The following is a 13,443-nucleotide window of genomic DNA, read 5'->3' on the forward strand; positions in this document are numbered from 1 at the left end:
CAAGGCGAACAGAACGACCGATGGAGCGAACAGCAATGTCGCAGGAAACCACCGGCGCGCCGCTGGAGATCATCGCGGCGTCCCTGCGCCGGGAACGCACCCGCGCGGGCTTGTCCCTGACCGAGGTCGCGCGCCGCGCCGGCCTGGCCAAGTCGACGCTGTCCCAGCTCGAGTCCGGCACCGGCAACCCCAGCGTCGAGACGCTGTGGGCGCTCGGCGTCGCGCTCGACGTGCCGTTCTCCCGGCTCGTCGAGCCGGATCGGCCAAAGGTCCGCGTCATCCGCGCCGGCAAGGGCCCGACGGTGTTCGCCGAGCACGCCGACTACGCGTGCACGCTGCTGTCGGCGTGTCCCCCGTCCGCACGCCGGGACATGTACCTCATCCGGGCGGAACCCGGGACGCCGCGGCGGTCCGACCCGCACATGACCGGCGTGATGGAGCACATCGTGCTGTGCGCGGGACGCGCCCGGGTGGGCGTGCTGGAGGCGCCGGAGGAGCTGAACCCCGGCGACTACATCTCCTACCCGGGCGACGTCCCGCACATCTTCGAAGCCCTCGAGCCGGGTACTTACGGCGTCGAGATCTCCGAGTACATCTGAGACATCATCAGGCGCGACGTCACCAGCCGCGCTCGGCGAGGCGGTGCGGCTCCGGGAGCTCCTCGACGTTGATGCCGACCATGGCCTCGCCCAGGCCGCGCGAGATCTTCGCGAGCACGTCCGGGTCGTCGTAGAAGGTCGTAGCCTTGACGATCGCTTCGGCGCGCTGGGCCGGGTTGCCGGACTTGAAGATGCCGGAGCCGACGAACACGCCCTCGGCGCCGAGCTGCATCATCATCGCCGCGTCGGCCGGGGTGGCGATGCCGCCCGCGGTGAACAGCACCACCGGGAGCTTGCCGTTGGCCGCGACCTCCTTGACCAGCTCGTACGGCGCCTGCAGCTCCTTGGCCGCGACGTACAGCTCGTCCTCCGGCAGCGAGGTCAGCTTGCGGATCTCGCCGCGGATCCGACGCATGTGCGTGGTGGCGTTGGAGACGTCGCCGGTGCCGGCCTCGCCCTTGGAGCGGATCATCGCCGCACCCTCGGTGATCCGGCGCAGCGCCTCGCCGAGGTTGGTCGCGCCGCAGACGAAGGGCACCGTGAACGCCCACTTGTCGATGTGGTTGGCGTAGTCGGCCGGGGTCAGCACCTCGGACTCGTCGACGTAGTCCACGCCGAGGGACTGCAGGACCTGCGCCTCGACGAAGTGGCCGATCCGGGCCTTCGCCATCACCGGGATCGAGACGGCCTCGATGATGCCGTCGATCAGGTCGGGGTCGCTCATCCGCGCGACGCCGCCCTGGGCGCGGATGTCGGCGGGCACGCGCTCCAGCGCCATCACCGCGACCGCGCCGGCGTCTTCGGCGATCTTGGCCTGCTCGGCGGTGACCACGTCCATGATCACGCCGCCCTTGAGCATCTCGGCCATGCCGCGCTTCACCTTGGCGGTGCCGGTGACGGACTGGACGGTGCCACTGGTGGCGGTGGTCTGCTGCTCGGACACGACGAGGCCTTTCGACACGAAATCGGGGGGTACGCATCCGAGGGTAGGTCCGTGGTGGACCCTTCAGGCAGGCCAGTACGCGGCTATCTCAGGAGTCCACTTCCGGCACCCCCGCGACCAGGGCTTCCGCGCTCCGGGTGCGTGCGTAGAGGACGTGACGTCCGGCACGATGCCCGCTGACCAGGCCCGCGGCCTTGAGGACGCCGAGGTGCTGCGACACCGCCCCGGCGCTGAGCCCGGTCCGGCGGGCGAGCTCGGCGGTGGACGCCGGCGCGGTCAGCTCGGTCAGCAGCATGGCGCGGCCGCGGCCCACGACGGCGGCCAGCGCGCCGGGTGCCGTGGCGCTCCCGGTCTCCCAGAGCGTGGCGATTCCGCGCGGCGGGTAGCGCAGCACCGGCTGCCACCGCGGGTCGGTCTTGGAGAACACCCGCGGCCAGACGAACGCCGAGGGCACCAGCACCAGGCCGCGCCCGTCGAGCGGGACGGCCGCGTGCAGGTGCCGGTGCGCGACCGTGAGCGTGCCGCCCTGCCACCGGACCAGCGGCGTGAGGTCGTTGAACAGCTCGGCCGCGCCGCCCTGGGCCAGCAGCCGCGACCGGTGCAGCACGTCGGCCTCGAGCAGCGCGCGGATCCGCGGCCAGTCGTGGGCGAGCACCAGCTCCCAGTACTGCTCCATCAGCGCCGCGAGCCGCTCGAGACCGGCCTCGGGGTCGCGGTGGAAGCGGTTCAGCGCGGGTGTGCGCGGGCCGGCCATCGCGTCCAGCTCGCGCCGGACGACGCGCGCGGGCACGTCACGCAGGTCGGCGAGCTCGTCGGCGAGGTCGGGCAACGGCGTCGACGGCGTACCGGCCAGGAAGCCCGGCAGGTGCCGCAGCGGGACGAGGTCGCGCAGCAGGGAGATGTCGAGCCCGGCGCCGTCGAGCGCCGCGGTGGCGCGCTTGACCCACGGCAGGTGCAGGGCGTGCTCTCCCGGCTGGTTCAGGACGCGGACGCTCGCCACGATCTCCCACGCCGGGGAGAACGCGAACCGGGTGTGTGCCAGGTCCTCTGTGGAGAATGCCAGGTCCAGCACGCGCTGCCTCTCTGCCGAAATTCCGCGCAGTCTACGTCTCTCCCAAGTGGACAGTCGAGTGGGGCACCGAAAGTCCTTGCGGGAAGGCGAAAATTCCTCGCGGGTCATACTTCCGGGCGACGGCGCGCAGTCGCGCCACGTTCACCCCGTAGTACGCCTCGGGCCAGTCCGGCATCTCCGGGTCGAGGTAGTTGACGTAGCCGGTGGTGCCGAACTCCGGCCCGAGCCCGTCGCGCACGGCGGCCAGCGAGCGCCGCGCACCGGCCTCACCGCCGTCTTCCGGCGCCGCGCCGTGCAGGAACTGGAGGTTGGCCAGCGCCGTCCGGTGCGGGAACGCGGTCTCGCGGACGCCGACGCGCGCGATGGCGCCCCCACCCGCGTCGACGATCGTGCGGACGCCCGGGTCCCGGGTGAGCACCTCGACGACCGCGCCCGGGTCGGCGAGCGGCCGGGTCAGCATCCGCGACGTGCCGATGTACGTGCCGCGGTCCGCGGCCGCCGACGGCCGGGACTCCTGGTCGTCGAACGACCGCATGGCGCCCAGGTGGTCCTGGACGTCTTCCGTCCACTCGGTCGGCGCGGTGCCGACGCGGCGGACGAGGTCTTCGAGCAGCGCGTGCATCCGGGCCCGCGGCCCGAGGAACGTGCCGCCGAGCGAAGCTTCGTTCCAGGCCAGCCCCATCCCCGACCACAGCTCGTCCGGCGCCGCCGGCTGCCACGCCTGCCAGGCGGCGAGCAGCGCGGCCGCCGCGGCCGGCGGAAACTTGAGGGTGAAGGTGGCGACGTCGGCGACGGGCACCGTCCGGAAGGTGAAGCCGGTGACGATCCCGAAGTTCCCGCCGCCCCCGCCCCGCAGCGCCCAGAACAGGTCGGGCTCCGAGGCGGCCGAGACCGTGCCTACCCGCCCGTCGGCCGTGACGACCCGGGCCGCCTCGAGGTGGTCGCACGTCAGCCCGTGTTCGCGGTCGAGGACGCCGACCCCGCCGCCGAGGGCGAGCCCGGCGATGCCGACCGTGGCGCAGCTGCCCGCCGGCAGCACCCGGCCGGCCGCGGCGAGCGTGGTCGCGATCGGGCCGAGCCGGGCGCCCGCGCCGATCACCACCCGGCCGTCCGGGCGCGGCTCGATCCCCGAAAACCGGCTGAGGTCCACGACGATCCCGCCGTCCACAGTGGAGTAGCCGGGGTAGCTGTGCCCGCCGCTGCGGGCGGCCACCGGCAGCCCGTGCCGGGCCGCGAAGGCCACGGCCGCCTGGACGTCCTCGACCCGCGCGGCGGCGATGACGGTGGCCGGCAGCCGGTCGTCGTACATCGTGAAGAAACCCTGCTTGGCTTCCGGGTAACCCGGGTCCCCCGGCCGGAACAACGGCCCGGCGAGCCGCTTCCGGAGCCGTTCCCAGTCGTCCGGCGGCGGCGCCCCGGCCAGGCCCGCCACCGGCACCGCCCCGGAGATCCGCAAGAACGTCCGCCTGTCCATGCCACTCCCCCGCCCCGCGTCCCCCCGGGCATTCGGCTGGTCCGGGGAGCCCTGCCTTGCCGTGACCAGGGTAGCGGGTGTGTGATCGAGGACACATCCCGTACACCACCCGTTCGCCGAGGAGTCGTCATGGCAGACAAGCAAGCCAAGAACGCCGACACCGGGGCCGCCGTCGCTGTGGACGACCCCGCGAAGGTCCGCAACGTCGTGCTCGTCGGCCCGTCCGGCTCGGGGAAGACGACCCTCACGGAGGCCCTCCTCGCGGCGTCCGGCACCGTCCCGCGCGCGGGCTCGGTCGTGGAGGGGACGACGGTGTGCGACCACGACCCCGCGGCGGTCCGCCAGCAGCGTTCGGTCGGCCTCTCGGTGGCGCCGGTGCTGCACCAGGGCCACAAGATCAACCTGATCGACACGCCCGGGTACGCCGACTTCGTCGGGGAGCTGCGGGCCGGGCTGCGTGCCGCCGACGCGGCGCTGTTCGTCGTCTGCGCCGCCGAAGGCGTCGACGCGGCGACGGTCGCGGTGTGGGAGGAGTGCGCCGCGGTCGGGATGCCGCGCGCGGTCGTCGTCTCCCGGCTCGACCACCACCGCGCCGACGCGATGGCCGAGATCGCCGCCTGCCAGGCCGCGTTCGGCGCCGGCGTGCTGCCGCTGTACCTGCCCGCGGGCGACGGCCTGGTCGGGCTGATCACCCAGCGGTACTTCGACTACTCCGGCGGGCACCCGCCCCGGGTCGGCGAGCCCGACCCGGCCGACCTGGAACGGATGTCCGAGGCCCGCAACGAGCTGATCGAAGGGATCATCGCCGAGAGCGAGGACGAGTCCCTGATGGAGCGCTACCTCGGCGGCGAGGAGATCGCCGAGGAGACGCTGATCGCCGACCTCGAAACCGCCGTCGCGCGCGGGACGTTCCACCCGGTGATCCCGGTGTGCGCGACCAGCGGGATCGGCCTGGCCGAGGTGCTCGACGGGATCGTCCGGGCGTTCCCTTCCCCGCTCGAGCACCGGCCCCCGGACGTCACCACGCCGGACGGCGGGACGCACGCCGCCATCACCGCCGACCCCGCGGGCCCCCTCGCCGCGGAGGTCGTCCGGACGGCCGTCGACTCCTACGTCGGCCGGGTGTCGCTCGTCCGGGTGTTTTCCGGGACGCTGCGGCCGGAGCGCCCGGTGCACGTGTCCGGGCACGGGCTCGCCGAACGCGGGCACGAGGACCACGACGCCGACGAGCGCGTCGCGCACCTCTACTCCCCGCTCGGCGCGAACCTGCGGGAAGTGCCCTACTGCGTCGCGGGTGACCTCTGCGCGCTGACGAAGGTCGGCTCGGCCGAGACCGGCGACACGGTGTCCTCACCGGAGGAGCCGTTGCTGATGGAGCCGTGGGCGATGCCGGAGCCGCTGCTGCCGGTGGCGGTGGTCGCGAAGACCCGCAGCGACGAGGACACGTTGGCGCGCAACCTTTCCCGCCTGGTCGCCGGCGACCCGACGCTGCGGCTGGACCGCAACGCCGAGACGAACCAGCTGGTGCTGTGGTGCATGGGCGAGGCCCACGCCGACGTCGTGCTTTCGCGCCTGCGGGCGGGCGGCGCGGACGTCGAGACCGAACCGGTGAAGATCAGCCTGCGCTCGACGTTCAGCAAGCCGGCCAAGGGACACGGCCGGCACGTCAAGCAGTCCGGCGGGCACGGCCAGTTCGCGGTCTGCGACATCGAGGTCGAGCCGCTGCCGCGGGGCGGCGGGTTCCAGTTCGTCGACAAGGTCGTCGGCGGGTCGGTGCCGCACCAGTTCATCCCCAGCGTGGAGAAGGGCGTGCGGGCCCAGCTGGCGCGCGGGCTGGCCGACGGGCACCCGGTGGTCGACGTCAAGGTGACGCTGGTCGACGGCAAGGCGCACAGCGTCGACTCGTCGGACGCGGCGTTCCAGACGGCGGGCGCGCTCGCGCTGCGCGAGGCCGCGGCGAACGGGCACATCACGATGCTCGAGCCCCTCGAGGAGGTGGCGATCCGGCTGCCGGACGAGCACCTCGGCACGGTGCTCGGCGACCTGTCCTCCCGGCGGGGCCGGGTGCTGGGCACCGAAGCCGGCGAAGGCGGCCGGACGGTGATCCGCGCGGAGGTCCCGGCGACGGAGCTGCTGCGGTACCTGATCGACCTGCGCTCGATGACGTCCGGGACGGCGACGTTCACCCGCCGCCACGCGCGGTTCGAGCCGATGCCGGAAGGGATGGCGGTCCACTAGCCGAATGCTATGAGAAGCCGAAGCCGCCCGGGCGGCCGTTGCGGTCGGCCAGCAGGCCCGCCAGGGTCGCGATCGCGATCTCCGGCGGCGTGCGCGAGCCGATGTTCAGCCCGACCGGCCGGTGCACCCGGGCGATGTCGTCCTCGGTCACGCCCAGGCCCCGCAGCGCGGCCACGTGCGGGCCCGGATGACGCGGGTTGCCCAGCACCCCGATCCAGCGCGGGTTCCCGCCGAGCGCGGCCTTCAGCACCTCGCCCAGTTCGGGCCGGTGGTGGTCGGTGACGACGACGTCCGCGGACGCGTCGAGCGGCGGCAGCGTCGTGTCCGCCTCGATGCCGTCCGGCACGTCGGTGGCACGCGCGGCGTCCGGCTCGAACAGCGCCACGTGGTAGCCGAGGTCACGGGCGAACTTCAGCAAGTACCGCGAAACCGGCGACGCGAACACCGCCACCAGAGTCCGCACACCGGGGTCCGCCTCGGCTTTGCCGTGGGCGACGTCGCAGGTCTCGCTCATGCCGCCCAGTCTGTCAGCCACCACCCTGTTCGCCCACCCACCACGCGTCAGACCTCCGGCTCGGCGAACTCGAAGTACTCCGGCAGCGGCGCGGTGCCCGCGAGCCGGAAGTACCGCACCTTCCGCCGCCGTCGCAGCCGCAGCGTGTCGCGGACGGCGTCGTTGTGGACGCGGCGGGCGATCACCACCCGGTGCTCGGCGTCGGTCAGCTCCTCGGCCAGCTCGGCCGGCAGGGCCGCCCGGTCGACGCGGCTCAGCCGCAGCGTCAGCTCGTTTTCCTCGCCCTCGCGGTCGGCTCGCGGGGCCGCTTCGGCGCGCTCGGCCAGCGTTCGCAGGCCCGTGTCGCCCAGCACGACCGCGACGGCGCGGGCCACGACCGCGCGGCGGGCCAGCGCCGCGTCGAGGGCGGCCCAGCCCGCGTCCATCCGGACGTGCAGCCGGTCGAGCCGGTTCGCCGTCGCCACCAGGAAGAGCCCGCCCAGCACGACGACCAGCGCCAGCACCGGCAGCAGCCAGCCGAGCACGCTCACCGGGCCGGCTCCCGCTCCGGCGCCGCGACGCGCCGCGGGTCGGCGGCCACGGCCGTCTCGTAGACGCGCAGCACCTGCGTGGCCACCACCGACCAGTCGAACATCGTCACCCGCTCCCCCGCCGCCGCGGCCAGCGACGCCCGACGTGCCGGGTCGCCGAGCAGCTCGCGCAGCCCGTCCGCCAGCGCCGCCGGGTCGCCGGTGTCGACGAGCATCCCGGCGTGGCCGTCGTCGAGCACCCGCCGGAACGAGTCGAGGCCGCTGGCCAGCACCGGGGTTCCGGCCGCCATCGCCTCGGTGAGGATCATCCCGAAGCTCTCGCCGCCGGTGTTGGGCGCGCAGTAGACGTCGACGCTGCGCAGCGCCTGGGCCTTCACGGCGTCGTCGGCCTGCCCGAGCAGCTCCAGGTGCGGCGCCAGCTCGGGGCCGGCGTCGCGGCGCAGCTGGTCCTCGTCACCGCGGCCGACCACCACGAGCCGCAGGTCCTCGAACTCGGGCAGGATCCGCCGCAGCGCCTCCAGCAGGACGCCCATGCCCTTGCGCGGCTCGCCGAACCGGCCGACGAACCCGACCGTGCCGCCCGCCCGCGGGTAGCCCGGCAACGGCGTCGCCGAGGAGAAGAACTCGACGTCGACGCCGTTGGGGATCTCCACGGCGTCGCCGCCCGCGTGCTCCACCTGCACCCGGCGGGCCAGCGCGGACACCGCGATCCGCGCGGTGATCTTCTCCAGCAGCGGCCGCAGCACCGGCTGGAACGCCGACAGCGTGCGCGAGCGCGTGGTCGCGGTGTGGAACGTCGCCACGATCGGGCCGTCCGCGATGAGCAGCGCCAGCAGCGACAGGCTCGGCGCGGCCGGCTCGTGCAGGTGCAGGACGTCGAAGTCGCCGTCGCGGATCCAGCGGCGCACCCGCGCGTAGGACACCGGGCCGAACTGCAGCCGGGCGACCGAGCCGTTGTACCGGATGCCGAGTGCCTTGCCCGCCGGGTGCACGAACTCCGGCAGGTCGGCGTCGTCGTCGGCGGGCGCGAGCACGGACACCTGGTGCCCGCGCGCGAGCAGCGCCTTCGTCAGGTCGATCACGTGCCCCTGGACCCCACCGGGCACGTCGAAGCTGTAGGGACAGACGATCCCGACCCGCATCGGACGCGCAGCCACGCCTCAGCTCGCTTCTTCCAGGTCGACCCGCTCGGCGGCCGCCAGGTCGGCGGGCCAGAACTTCTGCAGCATGTGCCAGTCGGCCGGGTGCGCGGCGATGTCGCCGGCGAAGATGTCGGCCAGCGCCTGGGTGGCGGCCGCGACCTCGGCGCGCGCGGTGACGCGGATGCGCGGGTGCAGCCGGATCTGCCAGCCGTCCTCGGTGAACCAGCAGCCGGCCGGGATCAGCGCCGCGCCGGTCGTGGCGGCCAGCCGCGCCGGGCCGCCGGGCATCCGCGCGGCCTCGCCGAAGAACTTCACCGGGATGCCGCTGGTGGTCAGGTCGCGGTCGCCGACCAGGCAGACGGCCTTGTTCTCCCGCAACCGCTTCAGCAGCACGCGCATCGCCGAGCTGTCGCCGGTCAGCGGCACGATCTCGAAGCCGAGCGACTCGCGGTACTCGACGAACCGGCGGTAGAGCGACTCGGGCTTCAGCCGCTCGGCGACGGTCGTGAAGCCGCCGAGGTAGTCGGCGAGCCACACGCCGGCGATGTCCCAGTTCCCGCTGTGCGGCAGCGCCATCACCGCGCCGTTGCCCTCGGCGAGCGCGGCGTCGAGGTTTTCGACGCCGGTGATCGACCCGGCGACCTTCGCGCTGACCTCCTTCTGGTCCATCGACGGCAGCCGGAACGTCTCGTGCCAGTACCGGGCGTACGAGCGCATCGCGCGGCGCGTCAGCTCGTCCAGCTCGGCCGGGTCGGCCTGCGGCACGACGCGGGCGAGGTTGGCGCGCAATTGCCGCACGCCGCCGCCGTCGCGCCGGACGGCGAGGTCGGCACCGAGCGAGAAGACCGTGCCGCCGAACCCGGGCGGCAGCCACCCGGCCAGCCGCCACCCGGCCGCGTAGCCGAAGGCGCTCAGCCGCTCGGTCAAGCCGCTCATGCCGGCTGCTCCCCGGCGGCGGCCTCGCGGGCCGCCTTCGCCACGGCGGCGAAGCGCTGCCCCAGGGTGATGAGGGACCCGGCGGCCAGCAGCCAGAGCGTCACGTCGACGGTGTACGGGATGCCGAAGCCGTGCAGGCCGGTGCCGACCAGGGCGATGATCAGCCGCTCGGCGCGTTCGACGAGCCCGCCGTCGACCGGCAGGCCGGACGCGTCGGCGCGGGCCTTGACGTAGGAGATGACCTGGGCGAGCACCAGGCACAGCAGCGCGGCGGCGGCGGCCGGGTGGTTGTCGTCGACGACGAAGCACCACCAGGCGATCGCGGCGAACAACGCGCCGTCGACCAGCCTGTCGCAGGTCGCGTCCAGCACCGCGCCGAACGGGGTGCCGTAGCCGCGGGCGCGGGCCATCGCGCCGTCGAGGAGGTCGAGCATGGCGAAGCCCCACACCGTGAAGGTGCCCCAGAGGAGGTAGCCGTTCGGGAAGAAGGCCAGGGCGCAGACGACGGCGCCGGCGGTGCCGAGCACGGTCATCGCGTTCGGGGTCAGCCCGGCGCGGACCAGCGCCTGGCCGATCGGGTCGGTGACGCGGGAAACGGAGGCACGCGCGAAGATGTTGAGCATCGGTTCGTCAGAGGCACCTGGCTACGAGGGTCGGGTGGGCGATGGCAGCCTATCGACCCGCCCCGGCGAACCTGACGCGCCGCCCCGGCTCAGCCCGATTTCGAGAGTTCGCCCTCGTGCTCCCGCGCCTCTTCCGCGGCCTGCGCGGCGGCGCACTTCGGCGAGAGGCGCTGCCGGATCGCGGCACTGATCTCACCGAGCGCGACGACCTGCTCGGGCGTCAGCGGGTCGAACAGGCTCTCCCGGACGGCCTCGACGTGCCCGGGCGCGGCCGCTTCGAGCGCGGCGAAGCCCGCGTCCGTCAGCACCGCCCAGGCACCGCGCTTGTCGGTCGGGCAGGCTTCCCGGCGCACCCAGCCGTTGGCTTCCAGGCGCGCGACGGCGTGCGAAAGCCGGCTGCGCGACGCCTGGCGGGCGTCGGCGAGCTCGCTCATCCGCAGCCGGCGGCCGGGCGCTTCCGAGAGCGCCACGAGGACTTCGTAGTACGTGTGCGGCATGCCCGAGTCGTGCTGCAGCTGACCCTCGAGGTGCGCGCTGAGCATGCGGGTGGCCGCGTTGAACTCACGCCAGACGCGCTGCTCGTCGTCGCTGAGCCATCGGGTTTCGGACATACGCCCATCATACCCTCGGTTGAACACTCAATCAGGCTTTGCCGGTTACGGCATTGGAGCGTTTCTACCAGGCGTCGGCGAGCAGATCCCGCGTTTCGCCCAGCAATTGCGGGAGCACCTTCGTCTGGCCGATGATCGGCATGAAATTCGCGTCGCCACCCCACCGCGGCACCAGGTGCTGGTGCAGGTGCGCGGCGATCCCCGCGCCCGCGATCACGCCCTGGTTCAGGCCGATGTTGAACCCGTGCGCGCCGGACACCGCGCGGATCACCGTCATCGCGTGCTGGGTGAACTCCGCGACCTCGCGGGTCTCGGCGGGCGTCAGCTCGGTGTAGTCGGCGACGTGCCGGTACGGCACCACCATCAGGTGCCCGGGGTTGTACGGGTACAGGTTCAACACCGCGTACACGGCGTCACCGCGCGCGACGATCAGCCCCGTCTTGTCGTCCAGGGACGGGATGCGGCAGAACGGGCAGCCGGTGTCCTCGTCGTCGTCCGGCTTGTCCTGGCCCTTGATGTAGGCCATCCGGTGCGGGGTCCAGAGGCGCTGGAACGCGTCCTGGACCCCGACGCCCTGCTGCTCGACGAGTTCGGGACCGTCACTCACCGAACGACCGTCTCCAGCGCTTCGGCCGACGGCGACGCGTTCTCGCGGCGCTCGATCCAGCCGGCGATGGCGTCGACGGCGTCGGCCACCGGCACGCCGTTGATCTGGCCGCCGTCGCGGAAGCGGAACGACACCGCGCCCGCTTCGACGTCCTTCGCGCCGGCCAGCAGCATGAACGGCACCTTCTGCGTGGTGTGCGTGCGGATCTTCTTCTGCATCCGGTCGTCGCTCGCGTCGACCTCGGCGCGGATCCCCTTGGCGCGCAACGTCTTCTCGACGTCCTGCAGGAACCCGACCTGGTCGGCGGTGATCGGGATGCCGACCACCTGCACCGGCGCGAGCCACGCCGGGAACGCGCCCGCGTAGTGCTCGGTCAGCACGCCGAAGAACCGCTCGATCGACCCGAACAGCGCACGGTGGATCATCACCGGCGTCTGCCGGGTGCCGTCCGGCGCGGTGTACTCCAGCTCGAACCGCTTGTTCTGGTTGAAGTCCAGCTGGATGGTCGACATCTGCCAGGTGCGGCCGATGGCGTCCTTGGCCTGCACCGAGATCTTCGGGCCGTAGAAGGCCGCGCCGCCCGGGTCCGGGACCAGCTCGAGGCCGGAGTCGACGGCGGCCTGCCGCAGCGTCTCGGTGGCCTCCTCCCACTCCCAGTCCTCGCCGATGAACTTGTCGGAGTCCCCGCGGGTGGACAGCTCGAGGTAGAAGTCGGAGAGGCCGTAGTCGGCCAGCAGGTCGAGGACGAACTTCAGCAGCGACCGGAGCTCGCCCGGCATCTGCTCCTTGGTGCAGTAGATGTGCGAGTCGTCCATCGTCAGGCCGCGCACGCGGGTGAGGCCGTGCACCACGCCGGACTTCTCGTAGCGGTAGACGGTGCCGAACTCGAACAGCCGCAGCGGCAGCTCGCGGTAGGACCGCCCGCGCGAGCGGAAGATCAGGTTGTGCATCGGGCAGTTCATGGCCTTGAGGTAGTAGTTCTCCTCGTCGAACTGCACCGGCGGGAACATCGTGTCCGCGTAGTACGGCAGGTGGCCGGAGGTGTGGAACAGCTCGCCCTTGCTGATGTGCGGGGTGTTCACGAACTCGTAGCCGGCCTCCTCGTGGCGGCGGCGCGAGTAGTTCTCCAGCTCCCGGCGGATGATGCCGCCCTTGGGGTGGAACACCGGCAGGCCGGAGCCGATCTCCTCGGGGAAGGAGAACAGGTCCAGCTCGGCGCCGAGCTTGCGGTGGTCGCGGCGCTCGGCCTCGGCGATCCGCTCCAGGTAGGCGTCCTGCGCCTCCGCCGACTCCCACGCCGTGCCGTAGATCCGCTGCAGCTGCGGGTTCTTCTCGCTCCCCCGCCAGTACGCCGCGGCCACGCGGGTCAGCTTGAACGCCGGGATGAACTTCGTGGTCGGCACGTGCGGACCACGGCAGAGGTCACTCCAGACACGTTCCTTGGTGCGCGGGTCGAGATTGTCGTAGATGGTGAGCTCGCCCTCGCCCACCTCCATCACCTCGGAAGTATCCACTTCGGACTTGAGGTCGACGAGCTCGAGCTTGAACGGCTCGTCCGCCAGTTCCTTCTTGGCCTCGTCGACGGAGTCGAAAACGCGCCGGGAGAACTGCTGGGCGCCCTTCACGATCTGCTTCATGCGCTTTTCGAGCGCCTGCAGGTCTTCCGGGGTGAACGGAGTGTCAACGGCGAAGTCGTAGTAGAAACCGTCTTTCACCGGCGGCCCGATGCCGAGCTTCGCTTCGGGGAATTGCTGCTGCACGGCCTGGGCGAGCACGTGCGCGGCCGAATGGCGGATGACGCTGCGGCCGTCCTCGGTGTTCGCGGCGACCGGCTCGACCTCGGCGTCGGTTTCCGGCGCCCAGGCGAGGTCGCGCAGCTTGCCCTCGGCGTCGCGCACGACGACGACCGTCTCCTCGCCCTTGGTCGGCAGGCCGGCCTCACGGACCGCCGCGCCCGCCGTAGTGCCCGCCGGTACCACCACACGGGAGGTGGCCACGGGGGAAACGGGGGGCGACTGCGACACGATGGCTCCTCGGACTGGAGTGACGGAGATGACCCCGACGATGCTAGTCGTCGGCCCGTGCGGACCTCACGCGCGTGGCGCGAACGCCGGACCGGCCGCCTCCGGGTGCGGAGGCGGCCGGTCCGGTCTA

13 protein-coding genes are annotated in these 13,443 nt (G+C 72.7%); 2 read left to right on the forward strand and 11 right to left on the reverse strand.

Annotated features, from left to right (window positions below):
• Positions 1-35: 35 nt before the first annotated feature.
• Positions 36-599, forward strand: a complete 564-nt coding sequence (locus tag OG738_RS37605; protein ID WP_329048170.1) for a helix-turn-helix domain-containing protein — start codon at positions 36-38, stop codon at positions 597-599.
• 19 nt (positions 600-618) lie between these two features.
• Here the strand turns inward: OG738_RS37605 and pdxS are convergent, their stop codons facing one another.
• From pdxS to OG738_RS37620, 3 genes are all read right to left on the reverse strand, one after another.
• Positions 619-1,542, reverse strand: coding sequence for a pyridoxal 5'-phosphate synthase lyase subunit PdxS (gene pdxS / locus OG738_RS37610; protein ID WP_329056955.1), 924 nt, complete (start codon positions 1,540-1,542; stop codon positions 619-621).
• An 88-nt stretch (positions 1,543-1,630) separates the two neighbouring features.
• The gene (locus OG738_RS37615; RefSeq protein ID WP_329048171.1) at positions 1,631-2,614 is read right to left on the reverse strand and encodes an ArsR/SmtB family transcription factor; all 984 of its coding nucleotides are present in this window, start codon (positions 2,612-2,614) and stop codon (positions 1,631-1,633) included.
• Positions 2,615-2,645: 31 nt separating this feature from the next.
• Positions 2,646-4,088 carry an FAD-binding oxidoreductase gene (locus tag OG738_RS37620; protein WP_329048172.1) on the reverse strand — a complete coding sequence of 481 codons (1,443 nt, stop codon included), beginning with the start codon at positions 4,086-4,088 and terminating at the stop codon, positions 2,646-2,648.
• A 129-nt stretch (positions 4,089-4,217) separates the two neighbouring features.
• Between OG738_RS37620 and OG738_RS37625 the strand changes: the two genes are divergently transcribed.
• Complete coding sequence (locus tag OG738_RS37625; RefSeq protein WP_329048174.1) at positions 4,218-6,326, forward strand: elongation factor G-like protein EF-G2; 2,109 nt, start codon at positions 4,218-4,220, stop codon at positions 6,324-6,326.
• A 7-nt stretch (positions 6,327-6,333) separates the two neighbouring features.
• Here OG738_RS37625 and OG738_RS37630 read toward each other — a convergent pair whose 3' ends face one another.
• The 8 genes from OG738_RS37630 to thrS form a co-directional block, all read right to left on the reverse strand.
• Positions 6,334-6,840: an XdhC family protein gene (locus tag OG738_RS37630; RefSeq protein WP_329048176.1), complete on the reverse strand. Its 507-nt coding sequence runs from the start codon at positions 6,838-6,840 to the stop codon at positions 6,334-6,336.
• A 47-nt stretch (positions 6,841-6,887) separates the two neighbouring features.
• Entirely contained in the window at positions 6,888-7,370 is a 483-nt protein-coding gene (locus tag OG738_RS37635; protein ID WP_329048178.1) for an NUDIX hydrolase, read from the reverse strand.
• Positions 7,367-8,512, reverse strand: coding sequence for a glycosyltransferase family 4 protein (locus OG738_RS37640; RefSeq protein WP_329056957.1), 1,146 nt, complete (start codon positions 8,510-8,512; stop codon positions 7,367-7,369). The genes OG738_RS37635 and OG738_RS37640 overlap by 4 nt, the downstream gene beginning before the upstream one ends.
• Positions 8,513-8,530: 18 nt before the next feature.
• Positions 8,531-9,448 carry a phosphatidylinositol mannoside acyltransferase gene (locus OG738_RS37645; protein WP_329048179.1) on the reverse strand — a complete coding sequence of 306 codons (918 nt, stop codon included), beginning with the start codon at positions 9,446-9,448 and terminating at the stop codon, positions 8,531-8,533.
• A complete protein-coding gene (gene pgsA / locus OG738_RS37650) occupies positions 9,445-10,071 on the reverse strand; it encodes a phosphatidylinositol phosphate synthase (RefSeq protein ID WP_329048181.1) in 627 nt (208 codons plus the stop codon). The genes OG738_RS37645 and pgsA overlap by 4 nt, the downstream gene beginning before the upstream one ends.
• Before the next feature lie 89 nt (positions 10,072-10,160).
• Positions 10,161-10,682, reverse strand: coding sequence for a MarR family winged helix-turn-helix transcriptional regulator (locus tag OG738_RS37655; protein WP_329048183.1), 522 nt, complete (start codon positions 10,680-10,682; stop codon positions 10,161-10,163).
• A 64-nt stretch (positions 10,683-10,746) separates the two neighbouring features.
• Positions 10,747-11,289 (reverse strand): HIT family protein, encoded by a 543-nt coding sequence (locus OG738_RS37660; RefSeq protein WP_329048185.1) that lies wholly within the window; start codon positions 11,287-11,289, stop codon positions 10,747-10,749.
• Positions 11,286-13,313 (reverse strand): threonine--tRNA ligase, encoded by a 2,028-nt coding sequence (thrS, locus tag OG738_RS37665; RefSeq protein WP_329048187.1) that lies wholly within the window; start codon positions 13,311-13,313, stop codon positions 11,286-11,288. The genes OG738_RS37660 and thrS overlap by 4 nt, the downstream gene beginning before the upstream one ends.
• Positions 13,314-13,443: the final 130 nt, after the last annotated feature.

The sequence above is a fragment of the Amycolatopsis sp. NBC_01488 genome, assembly GCF_036227105.1.
GTDB lineage: Bacteria > Actinomycetota > Actinomycetes > Mycobacteriales > Pseudonocardiaceae > Amycolatopsis.